We start from the raw sequence: 24175 nt of genomic DNA on the forward strand, positions 1-24175 counted from the left end.
CTTCAGTCTTGGTTGGCGCCTTCTCTTGCTTCGCCGGCGAAGCTGGCAAGAAACTGCTGACCATTAACGAACTTGAATTCGACGCAAATTCGAATCGGACTCAAATTCACATACAAAATTACGAAACGACAAAGGAGCCAAAGCCGAATCCTTCTTTCAAAGGATTCTGCACTTTGACTCCGGTGGAACGATGCGCCGGCGAACCGGCGATATTCCAGCTCAAGTAAAAATTACTTGAGTTCAGCTTTCGCGCCAGCTTCTTCCAGCTTCTTCTTGGCTGCTTCGGCGTCTGCCTTGGCGATGCCTTCTTTAACTGGCTTCGGTGCGCCGTCAACCAGATCCTTGGCTTCTTTCAAGCCCAGACCGGTGATTTCGCGAACTGCCTTAATGACGCCAACCTTGTTCGCGCCGACTTCGGCCAGAACAACGGTGAACTCTGTTTGCTCTTCAGCAGCAGCGGCGCCAGCGCCACCACCGGCAGGACCGGCAACAGCCATTGCTGCTGCGGAAACGCCGAACTTCTCTTCGAATGCCTTCACCAGGTCATTCAATTCCAACACGGTCAAGGCGCCTACGGCTTCCAAGATATCGTCTTTGCTAATTGCCATTTGAAACTCCTAATTTATTTCGGTAATAACATCTAATCGGTACTGACGCAGAGGTCAAAGCGCTCATGAACAACCGCCACATTGCTGCGGCCGGCGTTCTTAAGCTGCTTCGGCTTCTTTCTTGGCTGCCAGAGCAGCCAGACCACGCGCAAAACCAGCGACCGGAACCTGCATCATGCCCAGCAATTGGGCCAGCAGAACTTCGCGGGACGGGATATTTGCCAATGCAGTCACAGCAGCCTTATCCAGCGGCTTGCCTGCATAGTTACCTGCCTTGACAACCAGCTTGTCGTTGGTCTTAGCAAAGTCGGAGATGACTTTAGCTGCAGCAACGGCATCTTCCGAGATCGAATAGATCAGCGGGCCGGTCATTTCAGAAGCGAGGTCAGCAAACGCGGAACCTTCAACGGCACGACGCGCGAGTGTGTTTTTCAACACGCGCAGGTACACGCCTTGGTCACGCGCTTTGGCGCGCAGTTGCGTCAAGTGACCAACCTGGATGCCACGGTATTCGGCCACGACGATAGTCTGCGCAGCTGCTACTTTTGCGGCGACTTCGGCGACAACGGCCTTTTTGTCATTCAGATTGAGACTCAAGATCAACCTCCAAAAATGATGCTTGGCGACCACACAGGCGAAAAACCTGCTTGCCTTACATCGGTTCGAACACGGCGTCCGACGTTAGGAGTTCATTGCAACGTTTCGTGAACCGTGAAACGCTGTGTGAGACTGCAAAACTTGTTCGGGGTCACCATCTGCGCTGGGTAATCGGAAACGGGAGCTTCCGACGTTTTAACTTTGTGCCTGCCTGCTGCACGCCGCCCAACGGTCTTTGATTGCCTGAAGCACTTCACAATTGCAAAATGCTCCAGCCCAAAGATGCGCCCCGTCTCCGCAAGGAAACGAGGACTTGATTCTTTACTTAAGCCGACAGGGTCGATTGGTCCACGCGGACGCCAGCGCCCATAGTGGACGACAGCGACACCTTGCGCAGGTAAACACCCTTGCTGGTGGCTGGCTTTGCCTTGTTCAGCGCGTCGATCAGTGCAACCAGATTCGACTTCAGATCTGCGTCGCTGAACGACTTGCGACCGATGGTGGCGTGAATGATGCCGGCCTTGTCGGTACGGTATTGCACTTGACCAGCCTTGGCGTTCTTGACGGCGGTGGCGACGTCAGGAGTCACGGTGCCGACCTTCGGGTTAGGCATCAGGCCACGTGGGCCCAGGATCTGACCCAGGGTACCGACGATACGCATGGTGTCCGGCGAAGCGATCACGATGTCGAAAGGCATGTTGCCGGCCTTGACTTGCTCAGCCAGATCTTCCATACCGACGACGTCTGCGCCGGCCGCCTTGGCTTGCTCGGCCTTTTCGCCCGAAGCGAACACGGCGACGCGAACGGTCTTGCCTGTACCAGCCGGCAGAACGACGGAACCGCGGACGACCTGGTCCGACTTCTTCGCGTCAACGCCCAGTTGGACGGACACGTCGATCGATTCGTTGAACTTTGCTGTTGCGAATTCCTTGACCAGCGCCAGCGCGTTATCGAAAGGATAAGCCTTGGTGCTATCGATCTTGCCTTCTTGCGCCTTAGCGCGTTTTGTCAACTTAGCCATTACAGACCCTCCACCGTGATGCCCATGGAACGTGCCGAACCAGCGATGGTGCGCACAGCCGCTTCCAGATCAGCAGCGGTAAGATCCGGCTTCTTCTGGGTAGCGATTTCTTCCGCTTGTTTACGAGTGATCTTGCCAACCTTGTCTGTATGCGGCTTGGCAGAACCCTTTTGAATACCGGCAGCCTTCTTGATCAGGATGGTTGCTGGAGGCGTCTTCATCACGAAGGTGAAGGACTTGTCCGCAAATGCAGTGATCACGACTGGAATCGGCAGACCTGGCTCAACGCCTTGAGTCTGGGCATTGAATGCCTTACAGAATTCCATGATGTTCAGACCGCGCTGACCCAGCGCCGGGCCGATCGGTGGGGATGGATTTGCTTTACCAGCTGGCACTTGCAGCTTGATAAAACCGATGATTTTCTTTGCCATGATGGCTCCTACGTTGATTGAGTGTTAGCGCCTGTTCATCTGCCTTGCGGCGTTTTACTAAGGCTCCTCTGCTGCTGCAGGATTCGGGAAACTTGCATTTCGCCGCGCTCCTGCGGGCGCTTGACGGGTATTGCTTAGACTTTTTCGACCTGGCCGAACTCGAGCTCGACCGGTGTTGCACGACCGAAAATGGTCACGGAGACGCGCACGCGGGATTTTTCGTAATTCACTTCTTCCACGTTGCCGTTGAAATCGGTAAAAGGACCATCCTTGATGCGAACCAGCTCGCCCACTTCGTACAAGACCTTCGGACGCGGCTTTTCGATGCCGTCCTGCATTTGCTGCATGATCTTGTCGACTTCATGCGGCGGAATCGGTGTCGGGCGGTTCGACTTGCCGCCGATGAAACCGGTCACCTTGCTGGTGTTTTTCACCAGATGCCAGGTTTCGTCCGTCATTTCCATCTCAACCAGGACGTAGCCCGGGAAGAAACGACGCTCGGTCACCGACTTGTGACCGTTTTTCATATCCACTACTTCTTCGGTCGGCACCAGAATCTGGCCGAACTGTTCTTCCATGCCGGCGCGGACGATGCGCTCGGTCAGTGCGCGCTGCACACTCTTTTCCATGCCGGAATAGGCATGCACAACGTACCAGCGCTTTTTACCTGCGCTTGAAACGCTTTGCGCACCAATCGGTGCGCTGTCTTGTGTGCTATCGCTCATTTTTATTTCCAGCCCAAAATTACGTCATACAACAGGAATTCGAGCAACTTGTCCGTACCCCAGAGGAAGATCGCCATGATCAGCACGAAGGCGAACACAATCGCCGTGATCTGCGTCGCTTCCTTGCGGGTAGGCCAGACAACTTTTTTGGTTTCACGTACCGATTCTTTGGCAAAGCCGACGAAACCGCGACCTTGCGACGATGTCCAGGCGAAACCCACCGCCACCAGCAAGCCGGCCACCAGGGCCAGTGCGCGCACCGGAGTCGATTGACCCGACAACACAAAAAAACCGACCACACCCGCGATGACCGCTACGATTGCCAGGGCAACCTTGAGCTTGTCGCTTGATGTATTGACGGTTTGTACAGGCTGGTTAGACATTTATTTACTTTCAGTACCCTACTCACCTGAATCGGTGGCAGGGGCGGAGGGCATCGAACCCCCAACCTCCGGTTTTGGAGACCGGCGCTCTGCCAATTGAGCTACACCCCTACGATCAAAACACTGATCTGAGCGGCTTGGCCAGCCAACTTACGCTTGCCGCTCAGACATCAACGCCGCGAGGCGGGAATTTCCCGAATCGCGGCGATTGCTACTCTTCTTATTACGCGTCAGGCAGGATCTTGGCAACCACACCAGCGCCGACGGTACGGCCGCCTTCGCGGATCGCGAAGCGCAGACCTTCTTCCATCGCGATCGGGTTGATCAGCATCACGGTGATCGACACGTTGTCGCCCGGCATGACCATTTCCTTATCCTTCGGCAACTCGATCGAACCAGTCACGTCCGTGGTACGGAAGTAGAACTGTGGACGATAGTTGTTGAAGAACGGCGTATGGCGGCCGCCTTCGTCTTTCGACAGCACATAGATCTCGCCGGTGAAGTGCTTGTGCGGCTTGATCGAACCTGGCTTGGCCAACACTTGGCCGCGCTCCACGTCTTCACGCTTGGTGCCGCGCAGCAGCACGCCGACGTTGTCGCCTGCCTGACCTTGGTCCAGCAGCTTGCGGAACATTTCGACGCCGGTGCAAACCGTGTCTTGCGTGTCGCGGATACCGACGATTTGCAGTGCTTCGCCGACCTTGACGATACCGCGCTCAACGCGACCGGTCACCACAGTGCCGCGGCCGGAGATCGAGAACACATCTTCCACTGGCAGCAGGAAAGCGCCGTCAACAGCACGTTCCGGTGTCGGGATGTAAGTGTCCAGCGCTTCTGCCAGTGCCATGATCGCTTGCTCGCCCAGCGGGCCAGTGTCGCCTTCGAGGGCCAGCTTGGCCGAACCCTTGATGATTGGCAGGTCGTCGCCTGGGAATTCGTACTTGGTCAGCAGCTCGCGCACTTCCATTTCGACCAGTTCCAGCAGTTCTTCATCATCCACCATGTCGGCCTTGTTCAGGAACACGATGATGTAAGGAACGCCGACCTGACGCGACAGCAGGATGTGTTCGCGGGTTTGTGGCATCGGGCCGTCTGCTGCGGAGCAAACCAGGATCGCGCCGTCCATCTGCGCGGCGCCGGTGATCATGTTCTTCACATAATCGGCGTGGCCTGGGCAGTCAACGTGGGCGTAGTGACGGTTTGCTGTTTCGTATTCAACGTGCGCTGTGTTGATCGTGATGCCGCGCGCTTTTTCTTCCGGCGCTGCGTCAATTTGATCGTAGGCCTTCGCTTCGCCGCCGAATTTCTTCGACAACACGGTCGCGATTGCGGCTGTCAGTGTGGTCTTGCCGTGGTCAACGTGACCAATCGTGCCAACGTTCACGTGCGGCTTGGTCCGCTCGAATTTGCCTTTTGCCATCTTAGACTCCTAACGATTATGAGAATGTTCAGGCAACGCGCCCGATCGACTTGCTGACTTGCTGCAGCGCTTACTGTGAAACACCTGCCATAACTGGTGCCCTTGACGTGGATTGAACACGTGGCCTCTCCCTTACCAAGGGAGTGCTCTACCACTGAGCTACAAGGGCATACCTGCCGACTGCACCAACTGCCAAACGATGCAACCGGACAAAAACTCTGGAGCGGGTGAAGGGAATCGAACCCTCGTCATAAGCTTGGAAGGCTTCAGCTCTACCATTGAGCTACACCCGCGAGGAACTGCCATCGAACTCTTATCACTTCACAGCCGCAACAACTTAAGACTGCTCCCAAAATGGTGGAGAGGGCTGGATTCGAACCAGCGTACTCGTAAGAGGGCAGATTTACAGTCTGCTGCCATTAACCACTCGGCCACCTCTCCGCGCAGGGAACTCAAAACTATAGGTGAACACTTTTCCCTTGTCAACTAAAATACGAGGGCAGACGCATTATTTTTAGCTTCAGGCGGATCAGCGAATCCCGACTGTTGCCTTGGGACGATGTTCGACATGATTCCACGGGGCAATTTTCAGCAGCATGAGCATGCCTGGCAAGGCCAGGATGAAGCACAGGATGAAGAAGTTGAACCAGCCCATGTAGGCGACGATGTAGCCCACCGAAGAATTGACAAAGGTGCGCGGCACCGCCGCCAGACTGGTAAACAGAGCAAATTGGGTCGCCGTATAGCGCGGATCGGTCTCGCGCATGATGTAAGCGACGAAAGCCGCCGTGCCAAGGCCGACGCCGAAGGCTTCAATGCCAATCACCACCGCCAGCGCCACGGTGCTGGCGCCGACGTGGGCCAGCCAGGCAAAGCCGAGGATCGCCACCGCCTGGATCACGCCGAACACCCACAGCGCCTTGTTGATGCCCAGGCGAATCATCCAGACGCCGCCGACGATGCCGCCCACCACGCTGGCCCACAGACTGGTGGTTTTCGACACCACGCCGATCTGGGTCATGGAAAAGCCGAGGTCGATGTAGAACTTGGTCGCCAGCGCGGTCGCCATGCTGTCGCCGAGCTTGTACAGAAAGATGAAGGCCAACACCCACAGCGCCTTGTTCCAGCCGCCGCGCGTGACGAATTCGCGGAACGGCAGCACCACCGCTTCGCGCAGGTTCTTCGGCGGCACGCCGTAGACCACGGGCTCCTTTACCGCCAGCGTGCACAGCAAACCTGGCAGCATGAAGCCGGCCGTGATCCAGAACACGGTTTGCCACGGCATCAGATCGGCCAGCACCAGCGACAAGGCGCCCGGCACCATGCCCGACAACTTGTAGGCATTGACGTGGATGGCGCTGCCCAGGCCGAGTTCTTCTTCCGGCAGGATTTCACGGCGATAGGCGTCAACCACGATGTCCTGGCTGGCGGACAGGAAGGCCACCGCCGACGCCATGAACGCGATCGTGCCGATCTGGGTCTGCGGATCCAGCATGCCCATGGCGCCGATGCCCAGGAACAGGCCGATCTGGGTGAAGAACATCCAGCCGCGCCGGCGTCCCATGCGGCCGAAATGGAAACGATCCATCAGCGGCGACCACAGGAATTTCCAGGTGTAGGGGAACATCACCAGCGCGAACAAACCCAGCGCCTTGACGTTGAGCCCGGACTTGGCCAGCCAGGCCTGCAGCAGGCTCAGCAGGATGAACAGCGGTAACCCCGAGGTAAAGCCCAGAAACACGCAAATCAGCATGCGACGGTTGAGATAGCTGTGCCACGAAATGCGGTTATCGGTCATAGAAAGGAATCGGCGAAACGTAAGTGCAAGCGGGAAGGACTCCGCCCATGGGAAGCCGGGCGGAGACGTCTGCGGAGTATAAGGAATTTGCCGGCGCCGGTACGATTTTTCGTGCTGCGGCTGCCACGGCGGCGGCGATGAAGACGACGGCCTACTTCTTCTTGAGACGGAACACCGCCAGACTGCCGCGCCAGTTCGGCAGGAAGGTCACCGGCCTGCCCTCGTGCAACGCCACGCATTCCAGCACATCGAGGCCGACGTCATTGGCCAGCGCCTCGAAGTCCTTGATCGTGGCGCAACGCAGGTTAGGCGTGTCGTACCATTCGTAAGGCAGCGACTTCGACACCGGCATGCGGCCGCGCAGCAGCGCCACGCGGTGCGACCAGTAGGCGAAGTTGGGGAAGGATACGGTGGCTTCGCGGCCGACGCGGGCGATTTCACGCAGGATGCCTTCGACGTCCTTGACCATCTGCAGCGCCGACAGGCACAGGACGTTGTCGAAGGCATTGTCTTCGAACATGGCCAGGCCGCCTTCCAGATCCTGCTGGATCACCGACACGTTGCGCGCCACGCATTCCGGGATGCGGGCGTCGTCGATTTCGATGCCGTAGCCGTTGCAGGCCTTGTCGGTCTGCAGGTAGTCGAGCATGACGCCGTCGCCGCAGCCGACGTCCAGCACCTGCGAGCCGGCCGGGATCCAATGCGCGATGAAGGCCAGGTCGGGGCGCAGTACGCTCAGTTCAGGGAAATTCATGCGCTCTCCTCCATGGCGATTTCCGCCCAGACGCGTTGATAGTATTCGCGCAGCAAGGTCATGTAGCGCGCGTCGTCCAGCAGGAAGGCATCGTGCCCGTGCGGCGCGTCGATTTCGGCGTAGCTGACGCGGCGCTTGTTGCTGACCAGCGCCTGCACGAGTTCGCGGCTGCGCTCCGGCGAGAAGCGCCAGTCGGTGGTGAACGAGGCGAGCAGGAATTGCGCCTTGGTGCCTGCCAGCGCCTTGCTCAGATCGCCGCCGAAGTCGCGCGCGGGATCGAAATAGTCGAGCGCCTTGGTGATCAGCAGATAGGTATTGGCATCAAAGTAGGTCGAGAATTTGTCGCCCTGATAGCGCAGGTAGGATTCGATTTCGAAATCCACGCCGTAGCCGAACTGGTATTCGCCCGAACGCAGGTCGCGGCCGAATTTTTCCGCCATGTCGTCGTCCGACAGGTAGGTGATGTGGCCCACCATGCGCGCCACGCGCAGGCCGTTTTTCGGCACCACCCCGTGTGCATAGAAGTCGCCGCCGTGATAATCCGGATCGGTCAGAATCGCCTGGCGCGCGACGTCGTTGAAAGCGATGTTCTGCGCCGACAGTTTCGGGGTCGAGGCGATCACCACGCAGTGACGCAGGCAATCCGGATACATGATGCTCCACGCCAGCGCCTGCATGCCGCCCAGCGAGCCGCCCATTACCGCAGCAAACTGGGCGATGCCGAGCCGGTCTGCCAGGCGCGCCTGGGCATTGACCCAGTCTTCCACGGTCACGACCGGGAAACTCGCGCCGTAGGGCTTGCCGGTGGCCGGATTGGTATGCATCGGGCCGGTCGAGCCGAAACAGGAACCGAGGTTATTGACGCCGATGACGAAGAACTTGTCGGTGTCGAGCGACTTGCCGGGCCCGACCATGTTGTCCCACCAGCCGACATTGTCGGGATCGTCCTGATAGACACCAGCCACGTGGTGCGAGGCATTGAGCGCGTGGCACACCAGCACGGCGTTGGACTTGTCGGCATTGAGGGTGCCGTAGGTTTCATACATCAGCACGTAGTCGGCCAGCGCCGTGCCGTTCTTGAGCGGCAGCGGCTCGGGAAAATGCATGAGTTGCGGCGAAACGATTCCGATCGACATGGGCTCTCTTCGTTATCTTGCGGTTATGTCCGTGCACAGATTCAGGGGCCCGAAAACAAAAAAGCCCGGAGCTTGCGCTCACGGGCTAAATTCTGGGCTTGTCTTGTATTGCACCAAGCTCGCTTTAGCCGTATTTAGATGGAACCCGGGGTTCCGGCGCCCGCAAGCTGAGGTTTGGATAAACCATTCAAATCGGCGCAGTGGTGTAAGAATAACCAAGTCGGGGCATGCCGTCAAACCACATCGACGGCATGCCCCGGACTTGCAATCAGCGGCGCCTTGCGGCGGCCGCCTTGATTTCCGGTTCGCTGCTGATGGCGCGCAATTGCGCCATGGCGGCCTCGATGGCGGACGGCTCGGTGGCCTTCAGCACCTTTTTGACCTGCGGCTCCAGCAGGGTGAGGTCGCTGTTGAGGATTTCCTGCTTGACCGACAACAGTTGCGAAGGATGCATGGAAAACTCCAGCAGGCCCATGCCGAGCAACAGCCTGGTCCACTTCACGTCGCCCGCCATTTCTCCGCACACGGCGACCGGGATGCCGGCCTTGCGCGCCATCGAAATCACGCTCGACAACAGGAACAGCACGGCCGGATGCAAGGGATCGTACAGATGCGCCACCTCGTGGTCGACGCGATCGATGGCCAGCGTGTACTGGATCAGATCGTTGGTGCCGATCGACAGGAAGTCGAGGCGCTTGATGAAAATCGGCAAGGCCAGCGCGGCCGCCGGGATTTCGATCATGGCGCCGATCTCGATGTCCTCGTCGAACTTCTGCTTGCGTTGGCGCAATTGCTCCTTGGCCTGCTCGATCAGGGCCAGCGTCTGGTCGACTTCGAATGCGTGCGCCATCATCGGGATCAGCAGCTTGATCGGGCCGAAGGCCGAGGCGCGCAAAATCGCCCGCAGCTGGGTCAGGAACATCTGCGGCTCGCTCAGGCAGTAGCGGATCGCGCGCAAACCCAGGGCCGGATTCAGTGCGGTCTGCTCGTCTTCGTCGAGCGGCTTGTCGGCGCCGACGTCGAGCGTGCGGATCGTGACCGGCCGGCCCTTCATGGACACCACGGTCTGGCAATACGAATCGAATTGTTCGTCCTCGGACGGGAATTTTTCCAGATGCCCGGCGCGGCCCATGAACAGGAATTCGGAGCGGAACAGGCCGACGCCGTTGGCGCCCGCTTCCAGCGCCGGAGCGCTGTCGGAGGGCAACTCGATGTTGGCCAGCAGCGTGATTTCGGTGCCGTCCTGGGTGATCGCCGGGGTTTTCTTGAGACGGCCTAATTTCTTGCGGTCGCGCAGCATGCGCTCCTGCCGCGCGCGGTATTGCGCCAGCACCAGCGGCGACGGATTGACGATGGCCACGCCGGCGTCGCCGTCGATGATCAGCACATCGTCCTGCTTGACCAGCACCGAGGCATTGTTCATCCCGACCGAGGCGGGGATGTCGAGGCTGCGCGCAACGATGGCGGTATGCGAATTCTGGCCGCCGAGGTCGGTGACAAAACCGGCGAAAGCGCCGTCGCGGAACTGCAGCATGTCGGCCGGCGAAATGTCATGCGCAACGACGATGATGCTGGCGGTGGCGCCCTCTCCCGCAGCCGGCGGCAAATTGATGGCGCTGCCGGTCAATACCTTGAGCACGCGGTCGCCGACTTGCTGGATGTCGGCCTTGCGCTCGCGCAGGTAGGGGTCTTCGATCTCGTCGAACTGCGCCGACAAGCCGTCAATCTGCGTCACCAGCGCCCATTCGGCGTTGTAATAACGATGACGGATGATGTTGAGCGGCACTTCGGCCAGCATCGGGTCCGACAGGATCAGCGCATGCACGTCGATGAAGGCGCCCAGTTCCGGCGGCGCGTCCTTGGGCAAGTCATCGCGGATGATTTGCAGTTCCTGATGGACGGCGGCGATTGCGTTCTTGAGGCGCAAGACTTCGGCTTCGACCTGCTCTTCGGGAATCAGATAATGTTTGACGTCCAGCGCGGCCGGCGCGAGCAGATGCGCGCGGCCGATGGCGATCCCTTTGGAAACAGGAATGCCGTGTAAGGTGAAAGATGCCATCGCGTTTGTCTCCTGCGTTATTTTATTGTGCCGTCATCTGTGTTCATGCGCGGTAGCTCTCAAAACCTTACCGGACAACGCCCGGTTTGGCAATCGCGCGAAAAACAAGAGAGGAACAAACAGGAAAATTTCGAGATCCTGCCGTATTACTGCAAGACGGGCCTACTGGCCTTCGCCGAAACGGTCCAGGATCAGCGCTTCCAATGCATTGAAGCAATCCTGCTCGTCGTCGCCTTCGGTTTCCAGCAGTACTTTGGTGCCCTTGCCGGCTGCCAGCATCATGACGCCCATGATGGACTTGGCGTTGACGCGGCGCTTGTTGAAGGTCATCCAGACTTCACACTTGTACTTCGACGCCAGCTGCGTGAATTTGGCCGATGCGCGCGCATGCAGACCGAGCTTGTTGATGATCTCAAGTTCTTTTTGAATCATGGCAATTCTTTCTTTGTGCTTTTATTGGGATGAAACGCGAATGCGGTTGTCGATCCGGACGGCGCCGCTCTGGCCGCCGGCGAGCGCCATTTCCATGACGACGTCGAGCGTGTCGTTGCGGTAGGTCAGCGCGCGCAGCAGCATCGGCAGGCTGATGCCGGCGATGATTTCGACATTGTCGATGGCGCACAGGTAACCCGTGCAATTGGACGGCGTGCCGCCCATGACGTCGGTGATGACCAGCACGCCGCTGCCGTCGTCGAGGCGATGTACGGCGTCAGCGGCCATGCGCTGCACCTCCGCCGGATTCTGGTCGGCGATGACGTCGATTGCTTCGATGCGCTCCGGCAAGCCGCGGAAGACATGCGTGGCCGCTGCAATGAAAGCCTGGCCCAGCGGGGCATGCGTGAGGAGAAGGATTCCGACCATGAATTTCTACGCTATGTATGTTGCCAGACTCGACGCTGGGTGCATTGCTTCAGCTGCCGGCGACTGCAGCTTCCAGCGCATCGACGAACATGGCGGTAACATCGAAGCCGCTTTGCTGCGTGATTTCCTGGAAACAGGTCGGACTGGTGACGTTGATTTCTGTTAAATAATTGCCAATAGCGTCCAATCCTACCAGCAACAACCCCCGCTGCGCCAATACCGGCGCCAGTGCTTCGGCGATCTCCAGCTCGCGCGGCGAAATCGGTTGCGCCACGCCGAGACCGCCGGCCGCCAGATTGCCGCGCACTTCCCCGCCTTGCGGGATGCGCGCCAAAACGTGCGGCACCACTTTACCGCCAATCAGCAGAATGCGCTTGTCGCCCTGGGAAATTTCCGGGATGAAACGCTGCGCCATGATGGTCCGGTTGCCGTTGTCGGTCAGGGTTTCGATGACCGAGCCGAGGTTCATGCCATCCTGGCCGATGCGGAAAATACCCATGCCGCCCATGCCGTCGAGCGGCTTCAGGATCACGTCCTTGTGTTCGGCGTGGAATGCGCGCAGGCGTTTGGCGTCGCGCGTGACCAGCGTCGGCGCGGTGTACTGCGGAAATTGCGCAATCGCCAGTTTTTCGTTGTGGCTGCGGATCGCTTCGGGCTTGTTGAAGACGCGTGCGCCCTGCTTCTCGGCCAGTTCCAGCAGATACGTCGTGTAGATGTACTCCATGTCGAACGGCGGATCCTTGCGGATCACGATGGCGTCGAATTCCGACAGGAAGGCCGAGGCCGGCGCGTCGGCGCGATACCAGTCGTCGGCCTCGCCGGTGAGCGTGATCTTCGCGACGTTGGCGGTCACCAGGCCGCTTTCCAGCACGACGTCGTTCTGCTCGAACGCGTAGATGGCGTGGCCGCGCCGGGCGGCTTCGCGCATCATGGCGAAAGTCGAGTCCTTGTAGGTCTTGAAAGTGTCGAGCGGGTCGGCGAGGAAAGCGATTTTCATGAAATGTCCGTCATCGGATAAAGATTAATAGACTTCCGGATTTGGATCGGTCTTTTCCATTTCCAGCGAAGCGGCCAGCAGCGCCAGGCGCGCGACCACGCCGTACATGTAGAAACGGTTCGGCGCCGCAGTGCCGGGCTTGGCTTGCAGATCCGGCAAGGCGTGTTGCTGCTGGAACGCCAGCGGCACGAAATGCGCGCCGGGGGCGTTCAGGTTTTCATTGATGCCGCGCTCGGCGTGGACGCGGTAGAAGCCGCCCACCACGTAGCGGTCGATCATGTAGACCACCGGTTCGGCGACGGCTTCGTTGATGCGCTCGAACGAATGCACGCCTTCCTGGATCACCAGTTCGTTGACCTCCAGGCCTTCCTTGCCGACCACCAGCTTGCTGCGCTGCTTGCGGTTGAGGTCCTTGACCTCGCTGGCGTCCCGAACGGTCATGATGCCCATGCCGTAAGTGCCGGCATTGGCCTTGACGATGACGAAGGGCTGCTCCTTGATGCCGTATTCCTTGTACTTCTTGCGGATCTTCGACAGCAGGCTGCTGACATTGTCGGCCAGGCAATCCGAGCCGGCGTCTTCCTGCAGATTGAGCTCGCCGCATTTCGCATACAGCGGATTGAGCATCCAGGGGTCGACGTCGACCAGCTTGGCAAATTTCTTCACCACGTCGTCATAGGCCGAGAAGTGGTTGCTCTTGCGGCGCACAGCCCAGCCGGCATGCAGCGGCGGCAAGACGTTTTGTTCGTCGAGGTTTTCCAGCACCGACGGGATGCCGATCGACAGGTCGTTGTTGAGCAGCACGGTGCACGGATCGAAGTTCTTCAAACCCAGGCGCCGGCCGTTCTTGGAGCGCTCAAGCGGCTCCAGCGTGATGGTGCTGCCGTCGGGCAGGTCGATCTGCTTGGGCTTCTTGATGTCTTCCAGCGTACCCAGGCGCACATTCAGGCCGGTCTGGCGGAAGATCTGCATCAGCCGCGCGATATTTTGCAGGTAGAAGCTGTTGCGCGTGTGATTCTCGGGAATCAGCAGCAGGTTTTTTGCGTCCGGGCAATATTTTTCGATCGCGGCCATCGCGGCTTGCACGGCCAGCGGCAGCATTTCCGGCGACAGATTGTTGAAACCGCCCGGGAACAGGTTGGTATCCACCGGCGCCAGCTTGAAGCCCGCGTTGCGCAGGTCGACGGAACAATAGAACGGCGGCGTGTGCTCTTGCCACTCCATGCGGAACCAGCGCTCGATCGCAGGCGTTGCGCCCAGGATTTTCTTTTCCAGGTCGAGAAGCGGACCGTTGAGGGCGGTGACAAGATGCGGAACCATAAAAGACCTTCTGCGCGTGCTCGGTAGCGATTGGACGGAAATTAGACAACGTAGCGGCTGGCGTCGGATGGCAAGTACCGATAACAAAACCGTCAGGAACCGGCCATTTTAGCGGGATTCTGGCTATTACGTCGCCCGCCACACGGCAATATCTGGTGGAGAGGCTTTTTACATGGCGGCGTTGTCGTTTTTTTAAAGAGGCATAAAAAAAGCGCCCGGACCGGAGTCGCGGGCGCTTCTGAAGAGGGCTCGAAAGCCCCCGGGAAACTGATCAGGAGTGGTAAGCCGACTCGCCGTGGCTGGAGATGTCCAGACCTTCGCGTTCTTCTTCTTCCGTCACACGCAGACCGATCACGATGTCGACCAGCTTGTAGGCGATGAAGGAGACCACGCCCGACAGGATCACTGTGGTCAGCACGCCCTGGAACTGAATCCAGACCTGACCGCCGATCGAGTAGTCGGGAGCGACTGCGTTGGCGACGTAGTCATAGATACCTGTGCCGCCCAGGCTAGGCGCAGCGAACACGCCAGTCAGGATCGCACCCAGGATACCGCCCACGCCGTGCACGCCGAACACGTCCAGCGCATCGTCCGAACCCAGCAGCTTCTTCAGGCCGGTGACACCCCACAGGCACAGCAGACCGGCCAGCAGGCCCATCACGACCGCACCGCAGACACCGACGAAACCGGCTGCAGGAGTAATCGCCACCAGACCGGCGACCGCACCCGACGCTGCACCCAGCATCGAAGGCTTGCCCTTGCCGATCCATTCACCGAAGCTCCACGACAGCACTGCAGCAGCAGTTGCGAGGATGGTGTTGACGAAGGACAACGCAGCACCGCCGTTGGCTTCCAGACCGGAGCCGGCATTGAAACCGAACCAGCCGAACCACAGCAGCGAGGCGCCGACCATGGTCAGAGTCAGGCTATGCGGCTTGAACGCTTCCTTGCCGTAACCGACGCGCTTGCCGATCACATACGAACCGACCAGACCGGCGATCGCAGCGTTGATGTGCACCACGGTGCCGCCGGCATAATCCAGCGCGCCCTTCTGGAACAGCCAACCCGAAATCGCAGTCGCCTTTTCTGCAGCAGCAGCGTCGGTGAATGCATCCGGACCAGGCCAGAACCAGACCATGTGCGCCATCGGCAGATACGAGAAAGTGAACCACAGGATCGAGAACACGATCACGGCGGAGAACTTCACGCGCTCTGCGAAGGAACCGATAATCAGCGCCACGGTGATGGCTGCGAACGCGCCCTGGAAGGCCACGAACGACAGCTCGGGAATCACGACGCCCTTGCTGAAAGTCGCAGTGGTCGAATCGCCGTTCAGGCCGTGCAGGAACAGACGATCGAAGCCGCCGAAGAACGCGCTGCCTTCGGTGAATGCGATGCTATAGCCGTAGACGAACCACAGGATGTAGATCAGCGAGAAGATCACGAAACATTGCATCAGCACCGACAGCATGTTCTTGCTGCGGACCAGGCCGCCGTAGAACAGGCCCAGGCCCGGCAAGGTCATCAGGATCACGAATGCAGTACATACCAGCATCCAGGCCGTGTCGCCCTTGTTCGGAACAGGCGCCGGCGCAGCGGCGGCGGCAGCAGCCGGAGCCGCTGCAGGCGCCGCGGCCTTCGGTGCATCAGCCTTTGGCGCTTCCGCCGCAGGAGCAGCCGCGACGGCGGCTTCCGGCTTCGGCGCGTCTTGCGCCTGGGCCGGTGCGGCAAAACCTACCGCCAACAACAACGTGCCGATTGCGAGCGCACTTGAAAACATTTTTTTGATACTCATTACTGTTCCCCCTTAAAGAGCGTCTTTGCCGGTTTCGCCGGTACGGATGCGGATAACGTCCAGCAGATCCTGTACAAAGATCTTGCCGTCGCCGATTTTGCCTGTGCGTGCTGCAGCCTCGATGGCTTCCAGCGCGCGCTCGACGATGGAATCGTCGACTGCGGCTTCGATCTTGGTCTTCGGCAGGAAGTCCACAACATATTCCGCACCGCGATACAGCTCGGTGTGGCCCTTTTGGCGCCCGAAGCCCTTGACTTCCGTCACGGTGATGCCTTGCACGCCGATCGCCGACAAGGCTTCACGCACCTCGTCGAGCTTGAATGGTTTGATGATCGCTGTAATCAGTTTCATACCGACCTCAATTAGAAAGTTTTGCTGAGAGAAAACACGACGCCGTTCTTGCCTACGTTCTTGGAGCCGTCCGATGCTGGTGTGGTGGAAACGCCGTCTTTCAGATCGGTGCCGACATAGGCGACGCCCAGAGTGATGCCGGCCAGGTCGTCAAACGTCTTGCTCAGGCCGATTTTCCAGTCGTTGTAGCTGGATGCCGCCGGAGAGCCGTGGATGGTCTGGTGACCCAGATGCAGACCCAGCATCACGCCATAGTAGGTTTCGAAATTGCCGCCCAGATCGTAGTACTGGCTATATTTGCTGTTGGTCGCGCCGAACAAATTGGTAAGGGATTGCGAGTATTTGAAGTAAGCAGGGCCGTAACCGACCTGGCCGTACAGTTCAAAGGTATTGGCGTTCTTGGCGATGTTCGCGTAGTTGTTGCGTGGATAGTAGTAATACAGGCCGCCGACGTCATAAGTGAAGCCACCGCCGATGTCGCCGCGCTTACCGGCATACAGATCCCACTCGATATTGCCCTTGCCGCCGTTGCCGACGGTGTCCTTGATCCACTTGATGTTGGTCAGCCATGTGCCGGCATACAGACCTGTCGGGTTGTGCGTGTAGTCAGCACCAACTTGCAGAGCGGGATCGAAGCGAGTTTGTGTCAGGCCGCGATAACGGTAGTCGCTGACGACGGCAGCGTTGAACGTCACTTCATTATCTGGCTTGGGTGCGTCTTCCGCGTGTGCGAAGCTGGTGACAAACGATGCTGCGACTGCTGTTGCAAGAATCAATTTTTTCATGGCGTCCCTCTAAGTTTCTGTTAAACAACAAATTGTTCATTTCTGCACAATCTGTATAGCAGGAGCCATGCCAACCCTTTTTTAGCTGTTTGCGTTCCTTTTTTTAGGGCAAACCAACATTCCAATTAGGCATTTTTTATTTTATTCCCAAAAATAGTGCATTAAAGTGAAACACAAACCTGGTCGCACAACAATAGTGCGCAACAATTTCGACACAACATTTTCCACTGGGAAATTTTTGTTTTTTATGGTGCATGACTGGGCGCGGTTTTGCCACCCGGTTGGGCACGAGGGGGAATGTTGTAAAAATGCAATTAATGAGTGATTGTTTTTGACCCGACTACATCATGGTTTTTATGGGTCAAGTATCACTGCTTGCGCGACCGGCGCTGAACGTTTGCGCGCAACGCCGTTCTGACTGAGTAACCGTCACTTTAATGGCGCCGAGGCCTTTTGTACCGCTTTGTTTTCCCGCAGGACAACGAAAGCGCTACACTTGTCGGATCGTCATTATTCATAAAAGGAAGCATCATGGACAAACCACAATTCTTCGAAGATATTCAATCCAAGATCAATAAGGCCATCGAGAACTCGCCGGCCAAGGATATCGAAAAGAACGTCAAGGCCATGCTGAGCCAGGGCTTCTCCAAGCTGGACCTGGTCACCCGCGAAGAATTCGACATCCAGGCGCAGGTGTTGGCCAAAACCCGCGCCAAACTGGAAGAGCTGGAAGCCCGCGTGGCCGAGCTCGAAGCGCGCCAGAAAGCCTCCTGATCCGGTCCCGATGAGCCTTGCTGTATTGAAAAGCCGTGCGCTGGCGGGCATGCATGCGCCACAAGTCACGGTGGAAGTACACCTGGCCAACGGCCTGCCGTCCTTCACCATCGTCGGCCTGCCGGAAACCGAGGTCAAGGAATCCCGGGACCGCGTACGCGCCGCATTGCAGAATGCGCGCTTTGCATTCCCCGCCAAGCGAATCACCGTCAACCTCGCACCGGCGGATCTGCCCAAGGAATCCGGCCGTTTCGATCTGCCGATTGCGCTGGGTATCCTGGCCGCCTCCGGACAAATGCCCGGCGATGGCCTCGACGAGTACGAATTCGCGGGCGAGCTCTCGCTGTCGGGCGATCTGCGCGCGATCCGCGGCGCACTGGCGATGACATACGCCATGCGCACCTCGCATCACAGCGACGGTCGCCGGCGCATCTTCATCCTGCCGCGCGAGAGCGCCGACGAAGCCGCGCTGGTCGCCGACGCCACCATTTTCCCCGCCGACTCGCTGCTGCAGGTCTGCGCCCATTTCGCCGCCCGCGGCAGCGACAGCGACGCCCGGCTGACGCAGCACCGGCCGGCGATCAGGTCTTCTGCGCCTGCTTATCTCGATTTCTCCGACGTCAAAGGCCAGTTGCAAGCCAAGCGCGCACTCGAAGTCGCGGCCGCCGGCGGTCACAGCGTGCTGCTGGTCGGTCCTCCCGGCACCGGCAAGTCGATGCTGGCGGCGCGATTTCCGGGCATCTTGCCGCCCATGACGGACGAAGAAGCGCTGGAATCGGCGGCGGTGCAATCGCTGACCGGCGGCTTTTCCACCGCACGCTGGAAGGTGCGTCCCTATCGCGCGCCACACCACACCGCATCCGGCGTAGCGCTGGTGGGCGGCGGCGGCACGCCGCGTCCCGGAGAAATTTCGTTGGCGCACCGCGGCGTGTTGTTCCTCGACGAGATCCCCGAGTTCGACCGCAAGGTGCTGGAAGTACTGCGCGAGCCGCTCGAATCGGGCCAGATCACGATTTCACGGGCGGCGCGCCAGGCCGATTTCCCGGCGCGCTTCCAATTGATTGCCGCCATGAATCCGTGCCCGTGCGGCTTCCTCGGCGCGCTTCATCGCGAATGCCGCTGCACGCCGGATCAGGTGGCGCGTTACCAGGGCAAGATTTCAGGTCCCCTGCTGGACCGCATCGACATGCAAATCCAGGTCGGCGCCATCGCCCACGACGATCTGCTGCAACAAGCCGCCGGCGAATCATCCGCGCACATCGCCGCGCGCGTGACGCAGAGCTTCGAGGCGCAACAACAGCGCCAGCGCAAAAGCAACCATCTGCTGTCGACCACTGAAATCGACCTGTACTGCAAACCCGACGCCGCCGGCGAAGATTTGCTGCGTACTGCGATGACGCGTCTGAACTGGTCGGCGCGCGCCTATCATCGCGTGCTGAAGGTGGCGCGCACGGTGGCCGACCTGGCGGCCGAACCGGTGATCGGCAAGGCCCATATCGCCGAGGCGATTCAATATCGACGGGCGCTGCGCGAGCAATAATCCGGGATCGGAACAACGTCATCCCCCTGCGACCGGCTCGCCTGTCAGGCGGCCTTGAGCAGCCGGCGTACAAACCACGCAATCACCAGCGCGAACACCGCCAGTCCCAACCACTGCGCGGCCGGCGCAAAACCGGCGCCGACCAGGGCCAGCGGATCGTCGCGTCCGGTCGCGCCGATCACCGCCGCCAGGATCACGCCCATGAGGCTTTCGCCGACGATCAGCCCGGAGGTCACGAGCACGCCGCGCCGCTCGATGCGCTCCACCCCGGCCCGGTCGCCGGACGCCTTGCGTCTGGCCAGATGCAGCTGCAAGCCCCACGCGATCAGCGCGCCCGCCACCAGCGCCATGCCCACCGATGGCGGCAGGTAGATGCCCAGGCCGACTGCCAGCGCCGGCACGCGCGCCTTGCTGCCGCGTTTTTCCAGGATGACATCGATGATGATCAGCAGCGCGCCGATGGCCACGCCGATCAGAATCATGGTCCAGTTCAGTTGACGCGTGAAGATGCCATTGGCGATGGCCGTCATCAGCGTCGCCTGCGGCGCCGCCAGCGCATGCGAGGCATCCATGCCGGGACGCGGCAGCGCGCCGACGAAGCCATAGGCGTTGTAGAGCAACTCAAGGATCGGCGAGATCACCGCTGCGCCGACCACGCAACCGATCAGCAGCGCGATTTGCTGGCGGTAAGGCGTCGCGCCCACCAGCCAGCCGGTCTTGAGGTCTTGCAGGTTGTCGTTGGCGATGGCCGCGATGGCGATGATAGCCGAGGTGACGAAGATCGCCAGCGCAATGGGCAACTTGCCGGAACCGGGCGCGTCGAGCAGATGATCGACGCTGCCCGAGGCCAGCAGCAACAGCGACACCAGGATCATCGCGATGATGCCGACGCCGGAAATCGGACTGCTCGACGATCCCACCAGCCCGGCCATGTAGCCGCAGGCCGCCGCCACCAGGAAACCGAACACGCACGAAAACACCAGGCTCATGAGCACCAGTCCGCACAACAGCGGTAGCGACAGGCCGGCGTCGATCAGGAACACCGCGAAGATCAGCGTCAGCAACGCCATCACGGCGATGCCGATCAAGGCAATCGCGCGCACCGGCAAATCACGGTCGGTCAGCGGCCGCTCACTGCCGTCGTCGAGCGTGCTGCGGCTGCGCAGCGACTCGCGCACGCCCGCCACCATCGGCAGGAACAACGTGATCAGTGTCCACACCGCCGCCACGCCGATGGTGCCGGCGCCCATGAAGCGCACCTGGCTGCTCCACAGGCCGGTGGCGTACGCGGCGAGTGCGGCGCCCTGCGGCGCGGGCGTCAGCACGCTCAGGATCGGTACGGCAAACACCCAGCTGATGATCACGCCGATCAATACCGCCACGCCGGCGACGATGCCGATCAGGTAACCGGCGCCAAGCAGGGCCAGCGAAAATCCCAGCGGCAAGCGGAAGATCGCATTGCCGGCGCCGACCCAGACATTCAATCCCTCCGACAGCAGCCGAAAACCGCCGGTGACCAGCCCCACCGCCGCCGAGACGATGCTGCCGGCCCAGATGTCGTTGAGCCCTCTGCGCACATCGTCGCCGCCGGCGGTATCGGCATTGCCGACGCGCAGGATTTCCGCCGCCGCAAGCCCTTCCGGATACGGCAGTTCGCTTTGCACCACCATCACCCGCCGCAGCGGAATCGTGAACAGCACGCCGAGCATGCCGCCCGCAGCGCAGATACCGAACGTCTGCCAATACGGGAAACCCTGCCAATGGCCGATCATCACCAGTCCGGGCAGGATGAAGATCACCGACGACAGCGTGCCCGCAGCCGAGGCCTGCGTCTGCACCATGTTGTTTTCAAGGATGCCGGAGGAGCCGAACAGGCGCAGCACCGCCATCGAAATCACCGCCGCGGGGATGGCCGACGAAAAGGTCAGGCCGACCTTCAGGCCCAGGTAAACGTTGGACGCCGTAAACACGACGGTGATGAGCGCACCGAGAACGACGCCGCGCAGCGTCAGTTCGGCCACGTCGGCCACGTTGTGCTGTGCGACACCGGAGTGAGGATCAGGCATGGGAAATGTCTCCTTCTTGAATTGCCGTTGGCCGGTTGGAATGATCTGCCGTCATTTCGTCCCATCTGCCCCGTCTGCCTCTTCTTCTGCGGCTGCGCCGTTTGCTATCATGAGGCTCTTCGAAAAAATTCCGCCGCCATGAACCAGCTCATCCGCCTTGCCGTCGCCTCCCTGCTGCTGGCTTTGACCGCCGGCATCGCATTCGGTGCCGCAAGTTCAACGCCTGCGGAAAGTGTCGCCAGTGAACGCGATATCGACAAGGCAATGAATCCCTTGCCGCCCGGCGCGCAAAAGAGCCTCAACCTCGACCTCGGTAACGCCGGCAGGAATCCCGGCGACAAAACACCGCCGGCAACCCTGAGCCCACGCTGCCGCCAGCTGCGCGCCGACATCGACCGCGCCCGCCACGCGCCGCCTGAACCGCCGCGCGACACCTATCCGGAAGGGCCGCGCCGCGACGGCAGGCGTGCAGCACCGATGCCTCCGCCGTCACCGATGCCCGGTCTGCAGGTGCAATCGTCCAACAGCTTGCCGGGCCGTCCTTCCGGCGACATCGAATACAGCCGGCGCGCCAGGGCGGAAGACCAATTCCAGCGCGAATGCCAATAAACGGCGACACTTGACGGTCGCTTGAAGGTCGCCTTCGGGCCGCGCCTGTCGACCCAGACTCTCATCCTTATCTGATCGATTCATCCATGCTCATTGGAATACTTTGCGCGCTGTGCGCCGGCCTGATGTGGGGCCTGGTGTTTGTCACACCGCTGCTGCTCGGCGATTACCCCGGCGTGGTGCTGTCGCTGGGACGCTATGTCGCCTTCGGCCTGATCGCGCTGGTGCCGGCCTGGTTCGATCGCCGTCGCATCGGACTGCTGAACCGGCAGGACTGGACCGTGGCCTTCAAGCTGGCGCTGGTCGGCAACCTGCTCTACTACGCCATGCTGGCCACCGCGATCCAGCTGGCCGATGCACCGTTGCCGACGATGCTGATCGGCACCTTGCCGATCGTGATTTCGGTGTGCGCCAACTGGCGTCCAGGCCATGTCTCGGAATCGGTTGCATGGAGCAGGCTGGCGCCGTCGCTGGTGATCCTTTGCCTGGGCCTGACACTGGTCAACAGCAGCGAACTGGAACGTCTGCGCAGCACCATCGGCAACATGCGTTCCACCACCGACTATGCGCTGGGCTGCATCATCGCCGTCTGCGCCATCGCCGCCTGGACCTGGTATCCGATCGTCAATTCCCGTTACCTGCGCACCCACACGCACATCAACTCAATCACTTGGGCCACCGCGCAGGGACTGGCCACATTGCCGATGGCGCTGATCGGCTTCACGCTGTTCGGGATCTGCGGTTACGCCAGCGGCAGCGATTATGCGTTCCCGCTGGGACCGCGCCCCGGCGTCTTCGTCGTCACGATGCTGGTGATCGGACTGTCGGCCTCGTGGCTGGGCACGCTGCTGTGGAACAAGGCCAGCCAGTTGCTGCCGACGGCGCTGGTGGCGCAGCTGATTGTGTTCGAAACGCTGGCGGCCTTGCTGTATGCTTTCCTGCTGCGCGGCACGGCCCCCGATCTGCGCGTGCTGGCCGGCGTGGTGCTGCTGTGCATCGGCGTGGTCTACGGCGTGCGGACGTTTTCGCGCCGGGCTGCGGTTTCCCATTCATCCTGATTTTTCCACGACCATGCGCCAGATATCCGCTGCCTTTTCCGTCGCTCTGCTCGCTCTCTTTGCCTGTGCATTGACGGCCTGTTCGCCGAAATACAACTGGCGCGAAGCCCATGGCGAAAAGATTCAGTTCACCGTGCTGCTGCCGGCCAAGCCGGCTTCCTTCACGCGCCAGATCGACCTGGACGGCCTGCCGGTGTCGATGACCATGACCGCCGCCGAAATTGACGGCGTCACGTTCGCCGTCGGCGCCGCCGAGCTGGCCGACGCCGCACAAACCCCGAAGGCGCTGGAAGCGATGCGCGTCGCGCTGATCAACAACATCGGCGGTGCCCCGGTGCCGGCGACGATTCCCGGCAAACCCGCCGGCGACCGCACCGTCGATGTAGTTGCCGCCGGCACGGCAGGCGGCCGGCCGGTACGGCTCATGGCGCGGCTGCTGGCGCGCGACAAGCGCATTTACCAGGTGCTGATCGTCGGCCCGGAGAAATCCATCGAAGCCGAACACGCCGAAACCTTTTTCACCTCGTTTGCTCCAAGCTGACACGCCCGGGGGCCGGCGCAGATGACAAGGGCAGCGCGTCCGGGGTATTCTGTCAGCCTGCCGTAAAACCATTAGGCAATAATAAGCACCAAGGCGTTATCCGGAAGGAAACAGGCGGATACGCTCTCATCAACACCAATACCCTGAGGAAATATGCTGGTAACGTTCAAATCAAAAGCGGCTGCAGATGTTGTCATGTATGAATCCCATGCCAAGCCCATCCTCGACATGTTGCACAAGGACATCAAGCGCGGCGTGATCACCGCGGCCGAAAGCGCCGACGCGGTCGCACTGATCGAGAAGCAGATCGACAGCAGCAAGGCCCACGAAGCTGCCGAAGCCCTGGAGCGCGATGTGCATGCGCATCACAACGCCAACGGCGACGACAACGGCCATGAAAAAATCGAACCGGTGACGTTTTCGGCCCGCGCCTATCCGCTGCTGGACATGCTCCGTGAAGCGAAAAAGGGAAATTACGACGTGCTGTGGGGCGTCTGAGTCAGGCAGACCCATTGCTGTAATGCCAAACGACTGCAGGAGCCTTGG

At 60.2% G+C, this 24175-nt stretch carries 26 protein-coding genes and 4 tRNA genes; 6 read left to right on the forward strand and 24 right to left on the reverse strand.

The features are described from left to right. Positions 1–230 precede the first annotated feature (230 nt). From rplL to F506_RS21800, 22 genes are all read right to left on the reverse strand, one after another. Positions 231–608, reverse strand: a complete 378-nt coding sequence (gene rplL / locus F506_RS21695; protein ID WP_007875269.1) for a 50S ribosomal protein L7/L12 — start codon at positions 606–608, stop codon at positions 231–233. 99 nt (positions 609–707) lie between these two features. After that, the gene (gene rplJ, locus F506_RS21700; RefSeq protein ID WP_053201821.1) at positions 708–1205 is read right to left on the reverse strand and encodes a 50S ribosomal protein L10; all 498 of its coding nucleotides are present in this window, start codon (positions 1203–1205) and stop codon (positions 708–710) included. 325 nt (positions 1206–1530) lie between these two features. Next, positions 1531–2226 (reverse strand): 50S ribosomal protein L1, encoded by a 696-nt coding sequence (rplA, locus tag F506_RS21705; protein ID WP_053200850.1) that lies wholly within the window; start codon positions 2224–2226, stop codon positions 1531–1533. Then, the gene (gene rplK, locus F506_RS21710) at positions 2226–2657 is read right to left on the reverse strand and encodes a 50S ribosomal protein L11 (RefSeq protein WP_007875265.1); all 432 of its coding nucleotides are present in this window, start codon (positions 2655–2657) and stop codon (positions 2226–2228) included. Before rplK ends, rplA begins: the two co-directional genes overlap by 1 nt. A gap of 134 nt (positions 2658–2791) precedes the next feature. Next, complete coding sequence (gene nusG, locus F506_RS21715; protein ID WP_053200851.1) at positions 2792–3382, reverse strand: transcription termination/antitermination protein NusG; 591 nt, start codon at positions 3380–3382, stop codon at positions 2792–2794. Between the two features lie 2 nt (positions 3383–3384). Next, the gene (gene secE, locus F506_RS21720) at positions 3385–3765 is read right to left on the reverse strand and encodes a preprotein translocase subunit SecE (RefSeq protein ID WP_016836053.1); all 381 of its coding nucleotides are present in this window, start codon (positions 3763–3765) and stop codon (positions 3385–3387) included. Between the two features lie 35 nt (positions 3766–3800). Then, positions 3801–3876: transfer RNA gene (locus F506_RS21725), tRNA-Trp, on the reverse strand. Between the two features lie 112 nt (positions 3877–3988). Beyond that, positions 3989–5185, reverse strand: coding sequence for an elongation factor Tu (gene tuf / locus F506_RS21730; RefSeq protein WP_016836040.1), 1197 nt, complete (start codon positions 5183–5185; stop codon positions 3989–3991). Positions 5186–5279: 94 nt separating this feature from the next. Next, positions 5280–5354 (reverse strand) — tRNA-Thr (locus F506_RS21735). Positions 5355–5404: 50 nt separating this feature from the next. Beyond that, positions 5405–5478 (reverse strand) — tRNA-Gly (locus F506_RS21740). A 62-nt stretch (positions 5479–5540) separates the two neighbouring features. Next, positions 5541–5626: transfer RNA gene (locus tag F506_RS21745), tRNA-Tyr, on the reverse strand. A gap of 88 nt (positions 5627–5714) precedes the next feature. After that, positions 5715–6983, reverse strand: coding sequence for an AmpG family muropeptide MFS transporter (locus F506_RS21750; RefSeq protein ID WP_053200853.1), 1269 nt, complete (start codon positions 6981–6983; stop codon positions 5715–5717). A gap of 151 nt (positions 6984–7134) precedes the next feature. After that, on the reverse strand, positions 7135–7737 hold the full coding sequence (metW, locus tag F506_RS21755) for a methionine biosynthesis protein MetW (RefSeq protein WP_053200855.1): 603 nt from the start codon (positions 7735–7737) through the stop codon (positions 7135–7137). Further along, positions 7734–8873, reverse strand: a complete 1140-nt coding sequence (gene metX / locus F506_RS21760; RefSeq protein WP_053200857.1) for a homoserine O-succinyltransferase MetX — start codon at positions 8871–8873, stop codon at positions 7734–7736. Before metX ends, metW begins: the two co-directional genes overlap by 4 nt. A gap of 268 nt (positions 8874–9141) precedes the next feature. Next, positions 9142–10932: a phosphoenolpyruvate--protein phosphotransferase gene (ptsP, locus tag F506_RS21765; RefSeq protein ID WP_053200858.1), complete on the reverse strand. Its 1791-nt coding sequence runs from the start codon at positions 10930–10932 to the stop codon at positions 9142–9144. A gap of 162 nt (positions 10933–11094) precedes the next feature. Further along, positions 11095–11364 (reverse strand): HPr family phosphocarrier protein, encoded by a 270-nt coding sequence (locus tag F506_RS21770; protein ID WP_016836057.1) that lies wholly within the window; start codon positions 11362–11364, stop codon positions 11095–11097. A 21-nt stretch (positions 11365–11385) separates the two neighbouring features. Continuing rightward, complete coding sequence (locus F506_RS21775; RefSeq protein ID WP_029363889.1) at positions 11386–11793, reverse strand: PTS sugar transporter subunit IIA; 408 nt, start codon at positions 11791–11793, stop codon at positions 11386–11388. A 49-nt stretch (positions 11794–11842) separates the two neighbouring features. Continuing rightward, complete coding sequence (gene gshB, locus F506_RS21780) at positions 11843–12790, reverse strand: glutathione synthase (protein WP_053200860.1); 948 nt, start codon at positions 12788–12790, stop codon at positions 11843–11845. Between the two features lie 24 nt (positions 12791–12814). Beyond that, positions 12815–14110, reverse strand: coding sequence for a glutamate--cysteine ligase (gene gshA / locus F506_RS21785; RefSeq protein WP_053200863.1), 1296 nt, complete (start codon positions 14108–14110; stop codon positions 12815–12817). Positions 14111–14381: 271 nt separating this feature from the next. Then, positions 14382–15905 carry an ammonium transporter gene (locus F506_RS21790; RefSeq protein WP_053200865.1) on the reverse strand — a complete coding sequence of 508 codons (1524 nt, stop codon included), beginning with the start codon at positions 15903–15905 and terminating at the stop codon, positions 14382–14384. A 12-nt stretch (positions 15906–15917) separates the two neighbouring features. Then, positions 15918–16256 (reverse strand): P-II family nitrogen regulator, encoded by a 339-nt coding sequence (locus F506_RS21795; RefSeq protein WP_007884397.1) that lies wholly within the window; start codon positions 16254–16256, stop codon positions 15918–15920. Between the two features lie 11 nt (positions 16257–16267). After that, positions 16268–17041 carry a TorF family putative porin gene (locus F506_RS21800; protein WP_053200866.1) on the reverse strand — a complete coding sequence of 258 codons (774 nt, stop codon included), beginning with the start codon at positions 17039–17041 and terminating at the stop codon, positions 16268–16270. 531 nt (positions 17042–17572) lie between these two features. Between F506_RS21800 and F506_RS21805 the strand changes: the two genes are divergently transcribed. Continuing rightward, positions 17573–17815, forward strand: coding sequence for an accessory factor UbiK family protein (locus F506_RS21805; RefSeq protein ID WP_016836063.1), 243 nt, complete (start codon positions 17573–17575; stop codon positions 17813–17815). 10 nt (positions 17816–17825) lie between these two features. After that, a complete protein-coding gene (locus tag F506_RS21810) occupies positions 17826–19355 on the forward strand; it encodes a YifB family Mg chelatase-like AAA ATPase (RefSeq protein ID WP_053200868.1) in 1530 nt (509 codons plus the stop codon). Positions 19356–19399: 44 nt separating this feature from the next. On the opposite strand, the gene F506_RS21815 is transcribed toward F506_RS21810, so the two are convergent. After that, on the reverse strand, positions 19400–21421 hold the full coding sequence (locus F506_RS21815) for an OPT family oligopeptide transporter (protein WP_053200871.1): 2022 nt from the start codon (positions 21419–21421) through the stop codon (positions 19400–19402). Positions 21422–21559: 138 nt separating this feature from the next. Here F506_RS21815 and F506_RS21820 point away from each other — a divergent pair, with 138 nt between their 5' ends. The 3 genes from F506_RS21820 to F506_RS21830 all read left to right on the forward strand — a co-directional run bounded on the left by F506_RS21820 (position 21560) and on the right by F506_RS21830 (position 23629). Continuing rightward, positions 21560–22030 carry a hypothetical protein gene (locus F506_RS21820; RefSeq protein ID WP_053200873.1) on the forward strand — a complete coding sequence of 157 codons (471 nt, stop codon included), beginning with the start codon at positions 21560–21562 and terminating at the stop codon, positions 22028–22030. A gap of 86 nt (positions 22031–22116) precedes the next feature. Further along, positions 22117–23088: a DMT family transporter gene (locus F506_RS21825; protein WP_053200875.1), complete on the forward strand. Its 972-nt coding sequence runs from the start codon at positions 22117–22119 to the stop codon at positions 23086–23088. Positions 23089–23101: 13 nt separating this feature from the next. Next, the gene (locus tag F506_RS21830) at positions 23102–23629 is read left to right on the forward strand and encodes a hypothetical protein (protein ID WP_053200877.1); all 528 of its coding nucleotides are present in this window, start codon (positions 23102–23104) and stop codon (positions 23627–23629) included. A gap of 71 nt (positions 23630–23700) precedes the next feature. On the opposite strand, the gene F506_RS23760 is transcribed toward F506_RS21830, so the two are convergent. Continuing rightward, on the reverse strand, positions 23701–23826 hold the full coding sequence (locus F506_RS23760) for a hypothetical protein (protein WP_268762611.1): 126 nt from the start codon (positions 23824–23826) through the stop codon (positions 23701–23703). Here F506_RS23760 and F506_RS21835 point away from each other — a divergent pair. Then, on the forward strand, positions 23783–24127 hold the full coding sequence (locus F506_RS21835; RefSeq protein WP_053200879.1) for a DUF1840 domain-containing protein: 345 nt from the start codon (positions 23783–23785) through the stop codon (positions 24125–24127). The two genes, F506_RS23760 and F506_RS21835, sit on opposite strands and share 44 nt — an antisense overlap. Positions 24128–24175: the final 48 nt, after the last annotated feature.

Source organism: Herbaspirillum hiltneri N3, from assembly GCF_001267925.1.
GTDB lineage: Bacteria > Pseudomonadota > Gammaproteobacteria > Burkholderiales > Burkholderiaceae_D > Herbaspirillum > Herbaspirillum hiltneri.